This window comes from Aeromonas sp. FDAARGOS 1411 (genome assembly GCF_019047125.1).
In the GTDB taxonomy this organism is placed as follows: domain Bacteria; phylum Pseudomonadota; class Gammaproteobacteria; order Enterobacterales; family Aeromonadaceae; genus Aeromonas; species Aeromonas veronii.
Genome location: NZ_CP077214.1, coordinates 2367718 through 2386858, shown reverse-complemented (window position 1 = coordinate 2386858; position 19141 = coordinate 2367718). Strand labels below are relative to the sequence as shown.

General features: G+C 60.8%; 19 protein-coding genes. 4 read left to right on the top strand and 15 right to left on the bottom strand.

The features are described 5' to 3' along the window. Positions 1-143 precede the first annotated feature (143 nt). The 5 genes from I6L41_RS10540 to I6L41_RS10520 form a co-directional block, all read right to left on the bottom strand. The gene (locus I6L41_RS10540) at positions 144-1292 is read right to left on the bottom strand and encodes a Na/Pi cotransporter family protein (RefSeq protein WP_216958674.1); all 1149 of its coding nucleotides are present in this window, start codon (positions 1290-1292) and stop codon (positions 144-146) included. Positions 1293-1598: 306 nt separating this feature from the next. Continuing rightward, entirely contained in the window at positions 1599-2945 is a 1347-nt protein-coding gene (locus tag I6L41_RS10535; protein WP_216958671.1) for an APC family permease, read from the bottom strand. Between the two features lie 804 nt (positions 2946-3749). After that, entirely contained in the window at positions 3750-5099 is a 1350-nt protein-coding gene (locus I6L41_RS10530) for an APC family permease (RefSeq protein WP_216958668.1), read from the bottom strand. A 366-nt stretch (positions 5100-5465) separates the two neighbouring features. Continuing rightward, entirely contained in the window at positions 5466-6755 is a 1290-nt protein-coding gene (gabT, locus tag I6L41_RS10525) for a 4-aminobutyrate--2-oxoglutarate transaminase (RefSeq protein WP_047440593.1), read from the bottom strand. A 124-nt stretch (positions 6756-6879) separates the two neighbouring features. Further along, entirely contained in the window at positions 6880-8343 is a 1464-nt protein-coding gene (locus I6L41_RS10520; RefSeq protein ID WP_216958663.1) for an NAD-dependent succinate-semialdehyde dehydrogenase, read from the bottom strand. Positions 8344-8756: 413 nt separating this feature from the next. Between I6L41_RS10520 and puuR the strand changes: the two genes are divergently transcribed. Next, positions 8757-9359: an HTH-type transcriptional regulator PuuR gene (puuR, locus tag I6L41_RS10515; protein WP_216958660.1), complete on the top strand. Its 603-nt coding sequence runs from the start codon at positions 8757-8759 to the stop codon at positions 9357-9359. 45 nt (positions 9360-9404) lie between these two features. After that, positions 9405-10682: an FAD-binding oxidoreductase gene (locus I6L41_RS10510; RefSeq protein WP_216958657.1), complete on the top strand. Its 1278-nt coding sequence runs from the start codon at positions 9405-9407 to the stop codon at positions 10680-10682. 128 nt (positions 10683-10810) lie between these two features. On the opposite strand, the gene I6L41_RS10505 is transcribed toward I6L41_RS10510, so the two are convergent. From I6L41_RS10505 to I6L41_RS10485, 6 genes are all read right to left on the bottom strand, one after another. Then, on the bottom strand, positions 10811-11059 hold the full coding sequence (locus tag I6L41_RS10505) for a DUF3297 family protein (protein WP_005338226.1): 249 nt from the start codon (positions 11057-11059) through the stop codon (positions 10811-10813). A 166-nt stretch (positions 11060-11225) separates the two neighbouring features. Beyond that, positions 11226-11504 carry a GNAT family N-acetyltransferase gene (locus tag I6L41_RS10500; RefSeq protein ID WP_254203298.1) on the bottom strand — a complete coding sequence of 93 codons (279 nt, stop codon included), beginning with the start codon at positions 11502-11504 and terminating at the stop codon, positions 11226-11228. After that, the gene (locus I6L41_RS20785) at positions 11440-11604 is read right to left on the bottom strand and encodes a hypothetical protein (RefSeq protein ID WP_254203296.1); all 165 of its coding nucleotides are present in this window, start codon (positions 11602-11604) and stop codon (positions 11440-11442) included. The genes I6L41_RS10500 and I6L41_RS20785 overlap by 65 nt, the downstream gene beginning before the upstream one ends. Positions 11605-11689: 85 nt before the next feature. Then, positions 11690-12178 carry a TIGR00645 family protein gene (locus I6L41_RS10495; RefSeq protein WP_040065876.1) on the bottom strand — a complete coding sequence of 163 codons (489 nt, stop codon included), beginning with the start codon at positions 12176-12178 and terminating at the stop codon, positions 11690-11692. 183 nt (positions 12179-12361) lie between these two features. After that, positions 12362-13747, bottom strand: coding sequence for an ATP-binding protein (locus I6L41_RS10490; protein WP_005338217.1), 1386 nt, complete (start codon positions 13745-13747; stop codon positions 12362-12364). Beyond that, positions 13747-14421: a response regulator transcription factor gene (locus tag I6L41_RS10485; protein ID WP_040066247.1), complete on the bottom strand. Its 675-nt coding sequence runs from the start codon at positions 14419-14421 to the stop codon at positions 13747-13749. Before I6L41_RS10485 ends, I6L41_RS10490 begins: the two co-directional genes overlap by 1 nt. 199 nt (positions 14422-14620) lie before the next feature. Here I6L41_RS10485 and I6L41_RS10480 point away from each other — a divergent pair, with 199 nt between their 5' ends. Then, the gene (locus I6L41_RS10480) at positions 14621-15301 is read left to right on the top strand and encodes a polymer-forming cytoskeletal protein (RefSeq protein ID WP_201991693.1); all 681 of its coding nucleotides are present in this window, start codon (positions 14621-14623) and stop codon (positions 15299-15301) included. Positions 15302-15377: 76 nt separating this feature from the next. Here the strand turns inward: I6L41_RS10480 and I6L41_RS10475 are convergent, their stop codons facing one another. Both I6L41_RS10475 and tsaA read right to left on the bottom strand, forming a co-directional pair. Then, a complete protein-coding gene (locus I6L41_RS10475; RefSeq protein ID WP_064341216.1) occupies positions 15378-15926 on the bottom strand; it encodes a cytochrome b in 549 nt (182 codons plus the stop codon). A gap of 288 nt (positions 15927-16214) precedes the next feature. Next, positions 16215-16919, bottom strand: a complete 705-nt coding sequence (gene tsaA, locus I6L41_RS10470; protein WP_216958654.1) for a tRNA (N6-threonylcarbamoyladenosine(37)-N6)-methyltransferase TrmO — start codon at positions 16917-16919, stop codon at positions 16215-16217. Positions 16920-17132: 213 nt separating this feature from the next. Between tsaA and I6L41_RS10465 the strand changes: the two genes are divergently transcribed. Then, entirely contained in the window at positions 17133-18131 is a 999-nt protein-coding gene (locus I6L41_RS10465) for an NAD-dependent epimerase/dehydratase family protein (protein WP_216958651.1), read from the top strand. Between the two features lie 160 nt (positions 18132-18291). Here the strand turns inward: I6L41_RS10465 and I6L41_RS10460 are convergent, their stop codons facing one another. Both I6L41_RS10460 and rcsF read right to left on the bottom strand, forming a co-directional pair. Then, the gene (locus I6L41_RS10460) at positions 18292-18678 is read right to left on the bottom strand and encodes a DUF488 domain-containing protein (RefSeq protein WP_005338205.1); all 387 of its coding nucleotides are present in this window, start codon (positions 18676-18678) and stop codon (positions 18292-18294) included. A gap of 8 nt (positions 18679-18686) precedes the next feature. Continuing rightward, the gene (gene rcsF, locus I6L41_RS10455) at positions 18687-19058 is read right to left on the bottom strand and encodes an Rcs stress response system protein RcsF (RefSeq protein WP_013723982.1); all 372 of its coding nucleotides are present in this window, start codon (positions 19056-19058) and stop codon (positions 18687-18689) included. Positions 19059-19141 lie beyond the last annotated feature (83 nt).

Here is a 19141-nt window from a genome sequence, read left to right as displayed (position 1 = left end):
TGCAATGAGGGCGCCATCTTATCGCGCACCGCTCCTGATGGCGAGCCACAGGGCGGGAGGATGTGAGCGGGCAGGCAAAGCTCGGAGACGCAGACGCAAAAAGGGGCGAGTCGGTGACTCGCCCCTTGTCATGGCGGCGGCGCTTACTTGGCGGCCACCATCATCAGGGCGGGCAGGGCGAAGAAGAGACCCGTCACATAACCCAGAGCCAGCAGCTTGTTCTCGCTGCCTACCCGGGCCAGCCCCTCGGCGGCGCGTACCGGCAGGTCGCGCAGGAAGGGGATACCATAGATGATGACCACGGCAAAGAGGTTGAACAGCACGTGGACCAGCGCGATGGTCAGGGCCAGCTGGGCACCGGCTCCACTGATGGCGGTGGCAGCCAGCAGGGCGGTGATGGTGGTCCCGATATTGGCCCCCAGGGTGAAGGGGTAGAGCTGACGGGTGCTGAACACGCCGCCGCCGGCCAGCGGGATCATCAGGCTGGTGGTGGTGGAGGAGGACTGCACCATGATGGTCACCAGCGCACCGGAGGTGATGCCGGTCAGCGGGCCACGGCCCAGCGCCTTGTGCAGCACCTCTTTGGCACGGCCAACCAGTACCTGTTGCAGCACTTTGCCGAGATAAGTGACGCAGGCGAGGATCAGCAGGATACCGATGACGATAGTGGCGATGGCGGCACCCTTGCCCGGTAGGAAGGAAACAGCGCTGTCAATCAGCTGCTGGGCCGGTGCGGTCAGCGGCTTCATGAAATCCATGCCCTTCATCGACATATTGGCGGAGCCTACCAGCAGGTTGGCCAGCCACTCGGCGTTGTGTTGCAGCAGGCCGAACATCAGTTCCAGCGGCAGGAAGATGAACACCGCCAGCAGGTTGAAAAAGTCGTGCACAGTGGCGGCGGCGAAGGCGCGGCGGAACTCGGCGCGATCCCGCACATGGCCCATGGAGACGATGGTGTTGGTGATGGTGGTGCCGAGGTTGGCACCCATCACCATGGGGATGGCCATGCTGATGGGCAGGCCGCCAGCCACCAGACCGACGATCACCGAGGTGACGGTGCTGGAGGATTGCACCAGCGCGGTAGCGAGAATACCCAGCAGCAGGGCGACAAAGGGGTTGTTGGCAAAGGCGAAGATCTGGGCTGCGCCCTCGGCGCCGCCGGAGAAATCTTTGAAGCCGTGGGAGATGGCGCCCACGGCAACCAGGATCAGGTAGACCAGTACGATGACACTCATCCAGTTGAACAGGGCGCGGGTCGCGGGCGGCTGTGACAAGGAGTGATGGTGTTGCATAAAGCCTCTTGAGACGGTCGTTCCGTCTTGGGTTGTTGATGACCCGCGCATTTAATCAGTGGTTAATGACAGAAATATGACAAGGTGACACTTTTATGATGGTTTTATGACTTGCTTTGGTGGTTTGCTCGCTAATAGATGATGGGGATGGCGAGAAATATGGCTGGTGACGCCATCCGCCCTGTCTGTTCCTTGCCGACCAAGCAAGTGCGGGAGAGTGGCAATAGTCGAGCCCCATATTCAGCCCGTCAAATAGCAAAAGGGGAGCCATGGCTCCCCTTCTGTCTATCCGTTATCCGCAAAGGATCAGGCGTCAGCCGCCTCTTCGTACTGACGGAACGGGATGCGGAACACCGCCAGACGCAGGAACAGATAGGTTGCGCCGAGGCCCGCCCAGATCAGGCCCAGCTCCAGCGAGCTCTGCTCCAGATTGATCCACAGAGCACCGATGGTGGCGGCGCCGAGCAGCGGCATCAGCAGGTAGATGATGTGATCCTTGAGGGTCTTGTTGCGCTTCTCGCGCACCCAGAACTGACCGATCACCGACAGGTTGACGAAGCTGAACGCCACCAGTGCGCCGAAGTTGACCAGCGCCAGTGCGGTATCCAGATCAAACGACACGGCGGAGAGGGCCAGACCACCCACCATCAGCACGTTGATGGCCGGAGTACGGTATTTCGGGTGGATGTAGCCAAACACCCGCTCCGGGATCATGCGATCACGCCCCATCACGTAGAGGATGCGCGACACACCGGCGTGAGCCGCCATGCCGGAGGCCAGTACCGCGACCGTGGTGCAGACCAGCACCACGGACTGGAAGAAGGTGCCGCCAACGTAGAGGGCGATCTCCGGCAGTACCGCATCCGGATGCTGGAAGCGGGCGAGGCTCGGGAAGTAGAGCTGCAGGCAGTAAGAGACCACCACGAAGATGATGCCGCCGATAAGGGCAGTCAGCACGATCGCCTTGGGGATCACCTTGCCGGCATTCGGGGTCTCTTCGGAGAGGGAGCTCAGACCGTCAAAGCCCAGGAACGAGAAGCAGAGGATGGTCGCACCGGTAAAGAGCGGTACCAGCTGTGCTGACTCGAAGTGGAACGGACGGCTGCTCATCAGGGTGCCAGCCCCTTCACCGTGGTAGATGCCCCACGCCATCAGGCCGATAAAGAGGGTGATGATGGCCAGCTGGATCACCACGATCAGACCATTGAAGTTGGCGACCAGATTGATGCCGCGCAGGTTGAGGAAGGTCATCACGGTCACCAGACCGAAGATGAACACCCAGGGCTCGACGCCCGGGAACATGGCGGTCAGGTAGATCTTGGCCAGCAGAATATTGATCATCGGCATGAACATGTAGTCGAGCAGGGATGACCAGCCGACCATGAAACCGACGTAGGGGTTGAACACCTTCTGGGCATAGGTATAGGCAGAGCCCGCAGAGGGGAACTTGCGTACCAGATGTCCGTAGCTGAAAGCGGTGAGCAGGATGCCACCCAGAGCCAGCAGATAGGCGGTGGCGACCCGGCCATCGGTGATGTCACCGACGATGGCGAAGGTGTCGAAGACAGCCATGGGGGTCAGATAGGCCAGACCCATCACAATCACTTGTGTCAGGGTAAGGGTCTTGAGCAGCTTGGCGTTTTGCGATGCCATTACGCTTTCTCCTCAATCAGTGCCGCAGCACATGCTTGCAACGAGCGCAGGGATACGATGGATTCGCAAGCCTGTACATCAAGGGCGCCGGGGAGGCGCATACCGGGCTGTACCGGCAGGAAAGCATTAAAACGCCCCATTGTTATCCTCTCAACGTCGGGAGATTGTTTGGCAATCTCGAATATCACTTCCGGAAACGTTCCGGCCTCTTGTGGTGGGTTTGTACTGCACTTCAAAAATACAAAAACCGATGTCGCAGTGAACATCGGTCCTTTATTGGCGGCGTATTGTGCATTCGGTCAGCCCCCTTGACAAGCAAAAAAGGGCGGATTAACGCATTTTTTTGCATACGCACGGGGCAGGTAAGTGGTCACTCGCCCCCTGCAGCCGTCCCCGAGCCGCTCCCCCTTTTTCGGGGGGGAACAGAACCCTGTCATGGCGTATGAAAAATCGGCAAATCGGGGCTGCAGGGTGCATAGCGCCTCAACATTGATCCTGATCATATTTGGCGGCGTTCCCCCGGGCTCGAGTCCTGCGATCTTACCGACTGGCGGGGGATGGGAGGGGGGGAAGTGGAAAAAGATCTATTGCATATCCATTCACATTAATGACTGAGGATAGAAGGCAACGCGGCTCGGGCCATGGCACGGCGAGCAGCCCGGCTGGGTAGTTATTTGAAATCAGTCACACTTCCTGCAGAAACCGCATTTCTGACCACCCGTGCTGCTGGCCACCAGAGCACCGCAAAAACAACAAGGAGCCCGCAGGCTCCTTGTTCGCTATCGGGGGGAGGGGCGCCAGCGGTTACTGGGCGATCTCCACCTTGTCGGCGGTATGCAGCGGGATGCGGAACACAGTCAGGCGCAGGAACAGGTAGATGGCCCCCAGCGCCGCCCAGATCAGCCCCAGCTCGAAGGAGGAGGGCTCGAGGTTGAGCCACAGCACCCCGATGCAGGCAGCGCCACAGAGCGGCAGCAGCAGGTACATCAGGTGATCCTTGAGACACTTGTTGCGGCCCAGCTTCACATAGAAGTGGGCAATCACCGCCAGATTGACGAAGGTGAAGGCCACTAGGGCGCCAAAGTTGATCAGCGCCAGCGCCATCTCCAGATCCAGCGACACCGCAGAGAGGGCCAGCAGGCCGACCAGCAGCACGTTGAACGCCGGAGTCTGCCACTTCGGATGGATGTAGCCGAAGAAGCGGGCGGGCAGGGCGCGATCACGACCCATCACGTAGAGCAGGCGCGATACACCGGCGTGGGAGGCGAGCCCCGAGGCCAGCACCGCTACTGTGGTGCAGACCAGCACCACCGCCTGGAACAGCTTGCCACCGACATAGAGGGCGATCTCCGGCAATACCGCATCCGGATGCTGGAAGCGGGAGATGTCCGGGAAGTAGAGCTGCAGGAAGTAGGAGGTAGTGACGAACAGCACACCGCCGATCAGCGCCGTCAGCACGATGGCGCGGGGAATCACCCGATCCGCGTCCGGGGTCTCTTCCGACAGGGTACTGATGGCGTCAAAACCGAGGAACGACAGACAGAGGATGGAGGCCCCCATCAGCAGCGGTGACACCTGGATCTGCTCGGAGAAGAAGGGACGGCTGCTGGCCACGGTCCCCAGCCCTTCACCATTGTGAACGCCCCAGGCGATCAGGCCGATGAAGATGGCGATGATGCTGAACTGCATCACCACGATCAGGCTGTTGAAGTTGGCCACCAGCTTGATGCCGCGCAGGTTGAGGGCGGTCATCACCGCCGCCAGACCGAAAATATAGGTCCAGGGCTCTACGTTCGGGAAGAGGGCTTCCAGATAGATCTTGGCCAGCAGCATGTTGATCATCGGCATGAACATGTAGTCGAGCAGGGAGGTCCAGCCCACCATAAAGCCGACATAGGGGTGAAACACCTTCTGGGCATAGGTATAGGCGGAGCCGGCTGACGGGAACTTGCGTACCAGATGGCCGTAGCTCAGGGCAGTGAACAGCATGCCGATGAGGGCAAACAGGTAGGCGGTCGGCACATGGCCTTCGGTGATTTCGGTAACGATGCCGAAGGTGTCGAACACCGCCATGGGGGTGAGGTACGCCAGTCCCATAACTACGACCTGCCACAGTTTGAGGGTCTTTTTCAGACCAACCAGCTGGGCCGCCATTATGCATGTTCCTCACGCAGTGCCAGAGTGGCACGGTCCATCAACGAAACCGGGAGAGAGGCCCGGGAATCAAGGGCGCCAGGGCGGCGCACACCGGCCATGGCCGGTTGGAAAGCATTGAGATGCCCCATGTTGTTCCTCACTAGACTTGGTGTCGGGAGACTGCTGCCAATCTCGCTATCTTTTCCGGGGGTGATCCGGCCTCGTTTATGGGTTTGTTCACTGTCTAAAAAAGAACCGATGCCATTGTTTTACATCGGTTCTTTCAGTGGCGGCGCATTGTGCATTTGCAGGGCCCCCTTGACAAGAAAAAAAGGGGGCAAAATTGCATTTATTTGCACAGGTGAGTGGTCACTTTCCTGCTGGTCAGGCCAGCACGGCCTCCAGTGATTTTTCAAGGAGTTGCAACCCCTCGTCAATCACTGCCGCAGGGGCTGTCAGGGGGGCGAGAAAACGGATGACATTTGCGCGCACCCCGCATGAGAGCAGGACCAGACCCCGTTTGCCCGCCTCGGCCACCAGACGTTTGGTGAGGTCGGGATCGGGCTGGCTGGCATCACGCCGTTTCACCAGCTCCATGGCCACCATGGCACCGGGGCCGCGAATTTGACCTATGCAGTCAAAACGCTCGGCTATGCGTTCCAGCCCCGCCTTGATCTGCTCCCCCTGATCCAGCGCTTTCTGGTTGAGTTTCTCCTCGTCGATCACCTGCAATACCGCCAGCGCGGCGGCGCAGGCAATGGGGGAACCGGCATAGGTACCCCCCAACCCCCCCGGCTTGGCCGAGTTCATGATCTCTGCCTTGCCCACCACGGCCGACAGGGGGAAGCCGCCAGCCAGACTCTTGGCCAACGTCATGATGTCCGGCTCGATGCCGGCATACTCGGTGGCGAAGGTCTTGCCGGTGCGACAGAAGCCGCTCTGAATCTCGTCGCAGATGAGCAGAATGCCGTGCTGATCGCAGACGCTGCGCAGCTTCTGCATAAAGCTCGGGGAGGCGGGATAGAAGCCCCCTTCCCCCTGTACCGGCTCGATAATGATGGCGGCAACCCGGCTCGGCTCGATGTCGGCGCTGAAGCAGAGCTCGAGGGCGTGCAGGGCATCCTCTTCACTTACCCCGAGATAATCGGCGGGGAAGGGGATGTGGTAGACCTCCCCCGGGAAGGGGCCAAAGCCGGTCTTGTAGGGCACTACCTTGCCGGTGAGCGCCATGCCCATCATGGTGCGGCCGTGAAAGCCCCCTTTGAAGGCGATGGTGCCACTGCGACCGGTGTGGGCGCGGGCAATCTTGATGGCGTTCTCGACCGCCTCGGCGCCGGTGGAGAGAAACAGGGTGCGCTTCGGCGTCGGGCCGGGCACCAGGGCGTTGAGCTTTTCGGCAAGCTCGATATAGCCAGGGTAGGGGGTGACCTGAAAGCAGGTGTGGCTGAACTTTTCCAGCTGCTCGCGCACCGCCGCCACCACTTTGGGGTGGTTGTGGCCGGTATTGAGCACGGCGATGCCGGAGGCAAAGTCGATGTAGCGGTTGCCCTCCACATCCCACAGCTCGGCATTTTGCGCCCGGTCGATGAAGACCGGCAGCAGGGTGCCAACGCCGTTGACCACGGCCGCTTCGCGGCGCGCTTGCCACGCCTTGTTTGATTCTGACTGACTCATCTTTCCTCCCTGAGGGGCCGCAGCCCCCGATATTCCCTGAAAATGTGGCAGGCGTTTTGGCGCCCATCACCGCCGATCAGCCCATCGGGCCAGCTCGGCGGCGCCTTGTCTCTCTGTTGCTGCCCTAGCGAATGGCGCCAAAGCAGAGGTATTTGGTCTCCAGATACTCCTCCAGCCCCTCGGCTGCCCCTTCGCGGCCCAGTCCCGACTCCTTGATGCCGCCAAAGGGGGCCAATTCGGTTGAGATGATCCCCTCGTTGATGCCGACCATGCCGTATTCGAGCTGCTCGGCGACGCGCCAGACCCGAGCGATATCGCGACCATAGAAGTAGGCGGCCAGGCCATAAGGGGTATCGTTGGCAATGGCGATGGCTTCGGCTTCCGTCTCGAAGCGCACCAGCGGGGCGACCGGGCCGAAGATCTCCTCCTGCAGGATGGGGTTGGTTTTATCCACCTTGCCCAAAATGGTGGGGCGGTAGAAGAGGGGACCGGCGGGATGGGCTTCGCCCCCCAGCAGCACTTCGGCACCGGCAGCGACTGATTGCTGCACCAGCTCGGCCACCTTGCTGGCGGCGGCGGGGTTGATCAGCGGGCCGATCTGGGTGCCCTCACTCATGCCATCCCCCACCTTGAAGGCGCTGACGGCAGCGGTCAGCTTCTCGGCGAAGGCGTCATAGACACTGGCCTGCACCAGAATGCGGTTGGCGCAAACACAGGTCTGCCCGGCGTTGCGGTATTTGGAGGCGAGCGCCCCGGCCACCGCGGCGTCGAGGTCGGCGTCGTCAAAGACGATAAAGGGGGCGTTGCCACCCAGCTCCAGCGACAGCTTTTTCATGGTGTCGGCGCACTGGCGCATCAGCAGCTTGCCGATGCGGGTGGAGCCGGTGAAGGAGAGCTTGCGCACCACCGGATTGCTGCACAGCTCGTTGCCCACCGCGCTCGCCTGATGACTGGTGACGATATTGATGACACCAGCGGGGATGCCCGCCTGCTCAGCAAGCAGCGCCAGTGCCAGCGCGCAGAGCGGGGTCTCGGCGGCAGGCTTGATGACGATGGTGCAACCGGCGGCCAGAGCCGGGCCCGCCTTGCGGGTGATCATGGCAATGGGGAAGTTCCACGGAGTGATGGCGGCGACCACGCCCACCGGCTGCTTGATGGTGGCCAACCGGCGATCGCCGCTAAAGCCCGGGATGGTGCGGCCATAGGCGCGCTTGCCCTCCTCGGCGAACCACTGGATAAAGCTGGCGCCATAGGCCACCTCGCCCTTTGCTTCCGCCAGCGGCTTGCCCTGCTCGCAGGTCATGATGCGGGCCAGCTCGTCGCTGTGGGCGGTGATGGCGGCAAACCAGGCGTAGAGCTTGTTGCTGCGCTCCTTGGCGGTCAGCACCGCCCAGGCGGGTTGTGCCGCGTGGGCGGCCGCGATGGCGCGGCGGGTATCCTCGGCATCCATGTCGGGCACCTGGGTAATGACGGCACCGCTGGCGGGGTTGGTGACCTCGAAGATGCGGCCGCTGGCGGCCTCGCACCACTGTCCATCTATATAGGCGCGGGATGTGATCAAGCTGGAGTGGGATGTTGTTCCTGACATGAGAAGCCTCGAGTGTGGGTCAGAGCAGCTGGTTGCCGGAGTGAGCCGGCCCTTCCTGCGCCGCTGCCGTATAAAATAATAAGCACAGGAAGACCATAATTTGAGCTGAAATGTTTTTCAAGTGTTAAATATATTTGAATTGCTGGGGGGCGCCATGCTAGAAAATGGGCTGTGTAGCGCGCTTTCTCCGGTTCACTGGCAGGCTGCAAGTGGGCAGATGACCGGGGGATGGTAAATCAGGTGTGCAAAATAATGAACGGTTTCGCTGTGTAACATAGTGAACGGCAAGGGAAAGCTGGTCGGCTATTTTAACCAGCAGGGTAAACGGGCTGCGCCTGATCCAATGCGATCACGCGCAAGCAGGAGAGGCTGATGATGCAAGGATGCAGACATGGCGCAGAAGGGGGCCTTTCATGAGCGGGCCACAGAGCCGGGAGGGCGTGGCTCGACCGGTGAGTGGGACTGACGCCGGGGCGCGCACCATGGGGGAACGGCTGGCGGCGGTACGCCATCAGCTGGGGCTCTCCCAGCGGCGGGCGGCCGAGTTGAGTGGCCTGACTCATGGCGCCATCTGCATGATCGAGCAGGACAAGGTGAGCCCTTCGGTCGCCTCCCTGCAAAAGCTGCTCACCATCTACGGCCTGCCGCTGTCGCGCTTCTTCGCCGAGGAGGAGAGCCGCACTCCGGAGGTGGTGATCAAGGCTGATCAGCTGATCGAGCTGGGCAGTCAGGGGGTCTCCCTCAAGCTGGTGCACAACGGCAACAACCGCCGCCAGCTCGGCTTTATGCTGGAGACCTATCCCCCCGGCACCGACACCGGCGGTCAGGTGACCCATCAGGGGGAGGAGGTCGGCACCGTGCTGGAGGGGTCGGTGATCCTGACGGTGGCGGGCCAGAGTTATCCGCTGGAGGCGGGCGACAGCTATGTGATCGACACCGGCGAGCCCCACAGCTTCAGCAATCCGTCGGGGGAGACCTGTCGCATCGTCAGCGCCCACACCCCGGCGAGCTTTTAATCCTGACAGTAGTTTGGCAACCGAACCGGTAAGGAAACAGGGATCATGACCGAACATGTAAACAGTTACTACGCAGCCAGCGCCAATAAACACGCGCCCTATTCGACATTGACCGAGCAGCTGGAGTGCGATGTCTGCGTCATCGGGGCGGGCTATACCGGCCTCTCCAGCGCCTTGCATCTGGTAGAGAAGGGCTACAAGGTGGTGGTGCTGGAGGCCGCACGAGTCGGCTTTGGCGCCAGCGGCCGCAATGGCGGCCAGATCGTCAACTCCTACAGCCGCGACATCGACACCATAGAAGCGAACTGCCCGCCGGATCAGGCCAGGCTGCTCGGTTCCATGTTGTTTGAGGGGGGCCAGATCATCCGCGAGCGGATCAAGCGCTACAACATCCAGTGCGATCTGCAGGAGGGGGGGGTCTTTGCCGCCGAGACCGAAAAACAGTTCCACGAGCTCAAATCCCAATACACCCGCTGGCAGAAGTGGGGCAACGACCAGCTGGAGCTGCTTGATGCCAAGGGGGTGCGCGAGGTGGTCGCGAGCGATCGCTACGTCGGCGCCCTGCTCGACAAGAGCGGCGGCCATATTCACCCTCTCAATCTGGCGTTGGGGGAGGCCGAAGCGATCCGCATGCTGGGGGGGCAGATCTTCGAGCAGTCCGCCGTCACCAGTATTACTCCGGGTCAGCCGGCGCTGGTCAAGACCGCCAAAGGAGCGGTGAAGGCGCGCTTTGTGGTGGTGGCGGGCAACGCTTACCTCGGTAATCTGGTGCCGGAACTGGCCAGCAAGAGCATGCCTTGCGGCACCCAGGTGATCGCTACCGAAGTGCTGGGGGAGGAGCGGGCCCGTTCACTGCTGCCGCAAAACTACTGTCTGGAGGATTGCAACTACCTGCTCGACTACTACCGTACCTCCGGCGATCACCGGCTGCTCTATGGCGGCGGTGTGGTTTATGGCGCGCGGGATCCGGCGGATATCGAGCGGCTGATCATCCCCAAGATGCTCAAAACCTTCCCGCAACTGGCTGACGTCAAGGTGGAGTACACCTGGACCGGCAACTTCCTGCTCACCCTGTCGCGGCTGCCGCAGTTTGGTCGCATCGGGCCCAACATCTACTACATGCAAGGTTACAGCGGCCACGGTGTTACTTGCACTCATCTGGCGGGCAAGCTGCTCTCGGAGGTGCTGAGCGGTCAGGCGGAGCGCTTCGATGCCTTTGCCAAACTGCCGCACTACCCCTTCCCGGGTGGCCGCCTGTTCCGCATCCCCTTCACCGCCGCGGGCGCCGCCTGGTACACCCTGCGCGACCGCTTGGGGGTATAAAGGGCTGCCCAGAGAGAAATGTGGGTTGGTGGGTGCCGCTTAGATAGCGCTGACGTCAACACCAATACCGGAAACAATAAGGCCACCGCGAGGGTGGCCTTATTGTTTATCAAGCAGCAGCGCGCTGATTAGCTGTAGAAGGCTTCAACGGTGCCCTTGAGCTTGATCAGGATGGGCTGACCACGGCGATCCAGCGCTTTGGGGGAGGGGATCTTTACCCAACCTTCGCTGATGCAGTACTCCTCGACATCGGTGCGCTCTTTGCCGTTCAGGCGAATACCGATCGGGTGCTCGAAGCAGGCGGCCACATAGTGAGGGCTGCGGGGATTGCAGGAGAGGTGATCCGGCAGAGCCGGTTTGGTGCTGGTATCGCTCATCGATATAACCCGAAATGAATAAAAAGTGGGTCATTGTAGAGAATGCCGTCATGGCATTCAAGGCGGCCACAAAACAGGCAAAGCGTGCTCGCCATCGCTATGGGAAACCCGCTTAATCCCGTTGCCAATGCATCACCAACTCGGGGTGGCCGCTATGCTCGCATAACTACTGCTCACCCTCTTTGAAACCGTTGCGGGAATAGAAGCGCCGCGCCTGCTCATTTTCGGCGTAGACCGTCAACTCGAGTCGATCATATTGGGCTTTGAGGTGTTCGATCAGTTGGCGACCCAGCCCGTGTGATTGGTGATCTGGGGAGATAAACAGGGCGGCAACAGACCCCTGATACCAGGAGATAAAGCCCAGTAGCAGTCCATCCTCCTCATAGCCCCAGCTCTGGCTGGCTGGCGGGCAGGTAGATATCGCGCATCGCTGCCTGTTGCTCACGCCAAAAGGTGGCGGGAATAAAGTCGTGGGCCTGCACCGATGCCTGATACCAGAGCTCGACGGCGGCATCCAGATCGGTGGCAGATAATGGGCGGATCATATTGGCCTCGACTGTAAAGAGTGGCCGCACGATATGCCCGATCCATGTCGTGTTATCGGGCATATCGTCTATCGCAGGCTGGCTACTATTTGCGGGTCAGCTTGTCGAGGTAGCCCATGGCGAAGGCCGAGAGGACAAAGGTGATGTGGATCAGCAGGTACCACTTGATCTTGTCGTTGGGGAGGTTTTCGGCATTCATAAACACCTTGAGCAGGTGAATGGAGGAGATGGCGACAATGGAGGCGGCGACCTTGTTTTTCAGGGAGCCGGCATCGAGCTTGCCGAGCCACACCAGTTTGTCGCTCTCATCCCCGACATCTAGGCGCGAGACGAAGTTCTCATAGCCGGAAAACATCACCATCACGATAAGTCCCCCCACCAGGGTGATATCGATCAGCGACAGTGTGACCAGCACCAGATCCACCTCTTTCATCTCCAGTATGTTGGGCAGGATATGGAGGATCTCCTGAAAGAATTTCACTCCCAGTGCCAGCAGTATGAGGCTGAGCCCAAGATAAATGGGGGCCATGATCCAGCGGGATGCGTACATCAATCTTTCAAACATGTTTTCCATAGTGCGATTACAGGTCCATCAAATGGTTAACAAACGAGTCGGCCATAGCTTAACCGAGATGCCTCACATCTCAAGCATCTCGATAGCATATTGCTGAATTGGGTGGTGTCAGGCAGGAGTTTTTAACCCTGGGTAGGGCAGTGCAGCGGGTGGCAGAGGGCCCGTGGTCGGGCCTATCCGGTGTCAGGGCAGATCCAGGGTAAAGCGGGCGCCGCCGAGGGGGGATTCATCGACCCGGATCTGGCCGCCGTAGCTGTGGACGATTTCGGTCACCACCGCCAGTCCTATGCCCTGACCGGGTGAACTGTCTGCCCGCACGCCGCGCTGGAAGATCTGCTCCGATTTGGCCGGATCGATACCCGGGCCATCATCTTCCACTTCGATGCGCAGCCGCTCGAGATGGCGGCGTACCGTCACCTTCACTTCGCTGATGGCAAACTTGCAGGCGTTGTCGAGCAGGTTGCCCATCAGCTCCATCAGGTCGCCCTGTTCGCCGTGGAAGAGGGCGTCATCATCGAACTTGAAGTGGGTTTGCAGCTTTTTGTGGCGATAGACCTTGGTCAGGCTGGCCAGCAGTTTTTCAATCAGCGGTACCGGCTCGGTACCCTTGCTGGCAAGGCGCTGGCGGCCGGTTACTGCCCGTCTGAGCTGATACTGGATCATCTGATCCATGGTGAGGATCTGCTCGTTGATGTTGTCGTGGATCTCCCGCCCCAGCTTCACTTCGCGGGTGGTGATCTGGATCAGCGCCAGCCGGGTTTTCAGGCTGTGGGCGAGATCGTTGAGGGCGTGCTGGTAGCGCTGGGTCTGCTGGCGTTCGTTCTCCAGCAACTGGTTGATGGAGTCGGTCAGGGGGGCCAGCTCCCGCTCAAAATCGCTCGAGAGGTCATCGCGCTTGCCGGCCCGGATATCGTCGATCTGACGGGCGATGGTGCGCAGGGAGCTGAGGCTCCAGAAGGTGGTGAGCAGCAGCAGCCCGGCCAGCAGCATATAGGCGAGCAGCGCCTGTTTGGCGGTCTGGTAGAGATAGGTGCGGGACTCTTCGTGGTAGCGTTTGGCCGAGTCGATCATCACCACGTAGTAGGCAGTGGTGCCGCTGCCGGGATTGCGGATAAACCGCAGGCTGTAGACGAAGTAGCTCTCGCCGTTCTTGATGGTGTGCTTCTTGAAGAAGTAGTCGAGATCCATCCCCCCCAGATATTTCATCAGATCGCCGCAGATGGTCTGTTTGGCCTTGATCACCTCCGGCATATGGAGGCTTGACCAGACCAGATCGCCATCGGCGCGGCAGATCAGGGTATCGAGGTTGCGATCCCCCGCACCACGGGATATCCGCCCCAGCTCGACGTTCGACCCCTTGTCATCCGGCTCGGTGGAGGAAAACAGCTTGGCCAGGTTCTCCTGCATCCGGGCGCTGGCCTTCTGGGTCTGCTCCTCGACGTGGCCAAGATAGAGGGCGTAGACGGCAAACCCCATGATCAGCGCGATGACCAGCAGCGAGCTGAGCAGCAGTTTGATGTGCAGTGAGCTGCGGATCATCTTGATGGGGCGCGGCAGATGAAACTGCATCAGTTACAGGAGAGGTTGAAGATATAACCCTGACGCCGGATGGTGGAGATGGGTTGAATCGTCCCTTCCGGATCCAGCTTCTTGCGCAGGCGGCTCACCATCACTTCGATGGTGTTGGGGTCCCCTTCGCCGTCGCCGTAGAGCTGGTCGAGCAGTTGCTGCTTGGAGACCACCTGACGGGCATTGCGCATCAGGTACTCCAGAATGAGGTATTCAAAGCTGGTGAGCACCGCCACTTCACCGGCGATAGTCAGCTCCTTGCGGGAGAGATCCAGCTCGTAATCACCGGCCTTCACCTTGGGCGAGATAAAACCGGCGCTGCGGCGCACCAGCGCATTGAGTCGGGCCAGCAGCTCATCTTTCTGGAACGGTTTGACCAGATAGTCATCAGCACCTGCTTCCAGTCCTTCGACCTTGTCCTGCCAGTTGCCACGGGCGGTCAGCACAATGATGGGGAAGGGGATCTGCCGTTCGCGCAGTTGCCGGATCAGTTGCAGGCCGTCCATATCGGGCAGACCGAGGTCGATGATGGCCACATCAATGGGATAGTCGGCGGCGTAGTGCAGTGCAATCCCGGCCTGGTCGGTGCTGTAGACCTGATTGTCGGCTTCAGTCAGCAGAGAGGAGAGGTGGTGATTGAGCAGCTTGTCGTCTTCGACCAACAGAATTTTCATGATGTGAGCGGTCATAGGGATCCAAGCTGTCAATTAGAAAGTGTATGTCGCTTCGAGTCAATTCGAATCCTAATGCATCCCGGCTGTATCGGGACTGAATCAGTGGGACTTCAGAGTTCGCGCCAACTGGTCGTTTAACCATGGTCCGGGTTGTCGATGGCATGCTGGTCGGCAGCCATGCTGCAAAAGGTTTGATGTGATGAGAGAGATGGCCGGGAGGCTGCTGGCGCGACTGCAACAGCGTGAGCGCAGCGACCTCCTCTATATTGTCTGGCTCTGCTGGGGGGCTGCCTTGCTGCTCTACGTGCTGGGGTCGCCCTGTTTTCTGTGGCCAGTGGCGCCGATGCCGCTGGTTCTGCTTGTGTGGTTGGTGGAGAGAGTACGGATGTTTGGAAGAAACAAAGGTGGTGCGGCTACTGGGTCGGCCGGGGCCACTGTGATTGCAGCCGGTGCCCGCTTCAAGGGCGAGTTGCAGGTTGAGGGGGATCTGGAGGTGCGCGGTCAGATCAATGGCACCATCCAGCTCATCGGTGGTGTGCTGCGCATCATGCAGGGTGGTAGCGTTGAGGGGGAGGTAAGTGCGCCCCACGTGATCATAAATGGTCTGCTGGAAGGCACCTGTACCTCCGCCGAGGTGGAGATCCTGGAGAGCGGCAAGATGCAGGGGATCTTCAAGGGGGGCAGTCTCTCCATCTGCAAAGGCGGCAACTTTGTTGGCCAGTCCCAGCCCACCGTGGCCGGCAAGGCCGATCCCGTGTTGCAAGCCTTGTCTGAAAATCGATCGCCAGAGAGCAAGCAGCCGGAGAGCAAGAACAATGTGAAAAAGCTGCCGCACGAGCCGAAAGGCAAGCCGACCGAGGAGCTGGTCAAGCAGGCGTGATGCTCTTTGCCAGCGTGCTGTTCAGGAAAACAGAGAGGGGGCCACGATGGCCCCCTCTGCGTTTCTCTGTCACCCGTTAGCTGCGGCGTGGCGGCAGCATATTGGTGAGGGTGTTGTCTTTGAGAATATGGTGGTGATAGAGGGCCGCCACCGTGTGCAGGCCGATCAGGGCGTAACCGATATTACCCAGCGTCTCGTGCACCTCCTTGATCAGCCCCTTGAGGTCCGGACTGGGGGAGAGCAGGGCCGGTAGCTCAAGCCCGAAGAAGGGGATGGGCTTGCCCGCGGCGCTTAGCAGCAGCCAGCCAAACAGCGGGGTGAGAATCAGAAAACCGTAGAGGGCGAGGTGGGCCAGTTTTGCCAGCTTGTGCATGACCGGGGAGAGCTCGGGCACGATACGGGGTGTCGGGCTCATCCAGCGCAGCGCCAGTCTGACAAACACCAGGGCGAAGATAAGCAGCCCCAGCATAAAGTGCCACTCCTTCATCAGATCCCGGCCAGGGTCCCCTTTGGGGAAGATATCGCGAAATTCGATCAGGGCGTAGACGGCGATCATGGCCCACAGGGTCAGCCAGTGCAGCCCGATATTCAGGGTGCCGTAACGTTGTTCACTGTTCATCAGCATAGGTTTGTTCCTTCGAAGTACTGTCACATCCGTGTGGCATCCCCGCACTCAAACGTGTCGGGGCGAGGCCAGATCCTTTGGCGGCAACAGCAGAGCTACCATGCTTGCCATACATCGATAGCCTGCCGCTGGCATCAGTCAGAGAGGAGATGCCCTCTGCTGTCTGCATGGTATCACTGGTAACCGGGGGGATAGTCTGATCAATGCCACACAATTTACAGGCTCATTAAGCCCCTTGTGACGTGAAGACGGCGTGAAATAGCATCAGTGATGTCGGCCCGCCCAGGTTCAGGCGGGCTCGATGGCCAGCACCACGCAATCCGGCTCGCTGATGCGAAAACGGACATTGCAGTCAAACAGCCGCACCCCGTACTCCTTCTCATCGGGCTTGCCCTTCTTGTAGGCGGGGCGCGGATCTTGTGCCAGCACTTCGCTCACCAGCTGGCGCAGCTCGGGATGGGCCTTGAGCCAGGGTTGCAACTGCTGCTCTGCCTCGGCACTGAAGCTCACCGCCAGCGGCGGGGTGGGCGCGTCCGGGGCAAAGCCGCCACGGGCATCCGGCAGGCTGTCGGCATAGGGAATGTAGGGCTTGATATCGATGATGGGGGTGCCATCGAGCAGATCCACCGCCCCTAGCTCCAGCCACAGCTTGCCCCGTTCGCGACCGACCCCGTGCAGTTCGACCACAGAGAGGCCAAGGGGATTGGGGCGGAAGGTGGAGCGAGTGGCAAAGACGCCGACCCGTTCGTTGCCGCCAAGGCGCGGCGGGCGCACTGTCGGGTGCCAGCCCTGCGCCATGGTCTGGTGAAACACGAAGCTTAGCCACAGATGGGAGAACTGCTCGATGCCGCGCAGTACATCCGGCTGATCGTAAGGGGGAAGCAGCTCGAGGCGGGCGCGGGCCGATTTGACCAGACCGGGCTGGCGGGGGATGGCGAACTTCTCCTTGTAGGGAGAGCGGATGATCCCGAGGGTGTCGATTTCGAACTTCATGGCGGATCCTGACTGAAAACCCCGGCAATTTAGCACAGACAGCCCCAAAACGCAGGCTTGGCCTCGATACGCCCTTTTCTGCGGCGCTGCCGTGATCCCTGTCCCATCCCGGCCAGTCGGGGGCTGTGCCCGCGCGCCAAGTTGCGTAGGGTGGAGGCAACTGGCGTGTCAGGATGAAATGTGCGCACTCGCGCCGAAGGGGGAGGGAGAGGGATGAAACTGCTGATTATCGGTGGCACCGGCTTTTTGGGGCGCCACCTCACCGCGCTGGCACTGGATTGGGGCCATGAAGTGACTCTGTTCAACCGCGGCCTGCACCAGCATCCGGACTGGCGCGATCTGGTGCAGCTCACCGGCGACAGGGACAAGAGCCTGAGCGCCCTGCAAGGGGCCGGGTTGCAGTGGGATCTCGTCATCGATACCTGCTGCTATCGCCCCGAACAGGCGGCAAGCCTCTCGGCCGCCTTGCTCGGGCGCTGCGCGCGGCTGATCTTTATCTCCACCATCAGCGTCTATCGCGATTTCTCACTGCTCGGGATGGATGAGTCTGCGCCGCTGCACCCTATCCCCGAAGGTGAAATGCCCACTGACTATGGCCCGCTCAAGGTGTTGTGCGAGCAGGAGTATCGCGCCCACTGGGGCGAGCGGCTTTGCATCCTGCGCCCGAGCGTGCTGTGCGGCCCCCATGATCCCACTGGTCGCATGGCCTGGTGGATTAAGCGCGTGCAGCAGGGCGGGCCCTGGTTGCTGCCGGGCAGTGGCGAGGATCGCTTGCAGTATCTCGATGTGCGCGACTGCGCCGAGTTTGTGTTACGGGCCGCCGAGCAGCAGTTGGGGGGCACATTCAACTTGCTCAAGCCCGGCATTACCCTCTGCGACTGGCTGGAGCGGCTGAGCGCCCGGTTGCAGCCCGCCCGCCCCATCCAGCCCGAGTGGTTGCCCTGGTCGACCCTTATGGCGGCCGGTATCGAGCCCTGGCAGAGCTATCCCACCCTGCTGCCCTGCGCGCAGGCGGAGTTTGCCGGTTATGGTTCGGTCAGCGCCGAGGCGGCCATCGTCCACGGGTTGAACTTCCGGCCGCTGGAGGAGACCGCCGCCGATCTTGCCCACTGGCTGGCCATCGAGCCTGCCGCCGAGGTGGCGGAACATGCCATGACTCAGGCCGAGGAGACTGCGCTACGGCAGCAGTTGCTGGAGCCCAGTCTGCAATAAGAGAGGGTGCATCGAGACGCTGCTACCAAGCGTGGCGCGGCAGGTGTGAATACAACGAGAGAGGGCAGCCCGCGGGATGCCCTCTCTCTCTATCCAATGTCTGATGGTTGCCGAATACAGGCTGACGCGATTCCCCATCCCATCGCTGTCGCTCGCCGAGTTAGCGGATGGCGGCCCCCGCGGCTACCAGCAGCTCTTTCAAAATTGTGCGATGGCAGCGGGACTCCTGCTCGCAGTAGCAACCCACCGACAGATTGGTGGTGTGGGAGAGGGCGGCCAGCAGCGCCAGATCATGCCTGGCGGCAGGTTGCGCCATCTCGGCCTTGTACTGTTTGCCAAACGCCGCCCATTGGGCGGGTGTCTCGGCTGCCTGCCCCAGCTTCATGGTTTCGCTGCTGGGGGCCAGATTGGGGAACCAGACATCGTACCAATGCTGGCTGGCAAATTCGCTCTTGGGTACGCCGCGGGGCGGGCGGCGCACCGTGCCGATCCGCAGCCCCTCATCGGGCAGGCGCGGGCTGCCAAGGCGAACGATAGCGAGGGCCATGACAGCGGTTACTTCTCTTCGGCCACTTTCAGCGCCTGCCCGTAGCAGATCACCTGTTTCAGGCAGCCCGGGGTGTCGCTGAACTCGGCGCACTTGTCGATGGTGACGCCGTTGCCGCCCATGTCGGCGGCGCGGCGGCGGGCCAGGGTGCGTGCTTCACCGGCGTTGGGCACCGGCTGGTTGGCATCGGCCTGGCAGGATTCACCCTCGATGGTGCCGAGGTAGAGGTAGTTGAGGTCAGCCAGCTCATCCTGTTCATAGATGCGCACGCTACCGGGTTTGAAGTATTCGTCGAAGTTCTCTTTATCCAGATTGCTGTTGAAGGCGTAGTTGGCACAGCCGGAGGCAATCAGGGGCATCATCAGGATCAGGCGTTTCATCGTCTCGTATCTTGTGTCGGTGATGAGGACAGTAGAAATGCGCAGGCGCTCCATGTCGGCATCTTGTTGAATAATGAGGGGGA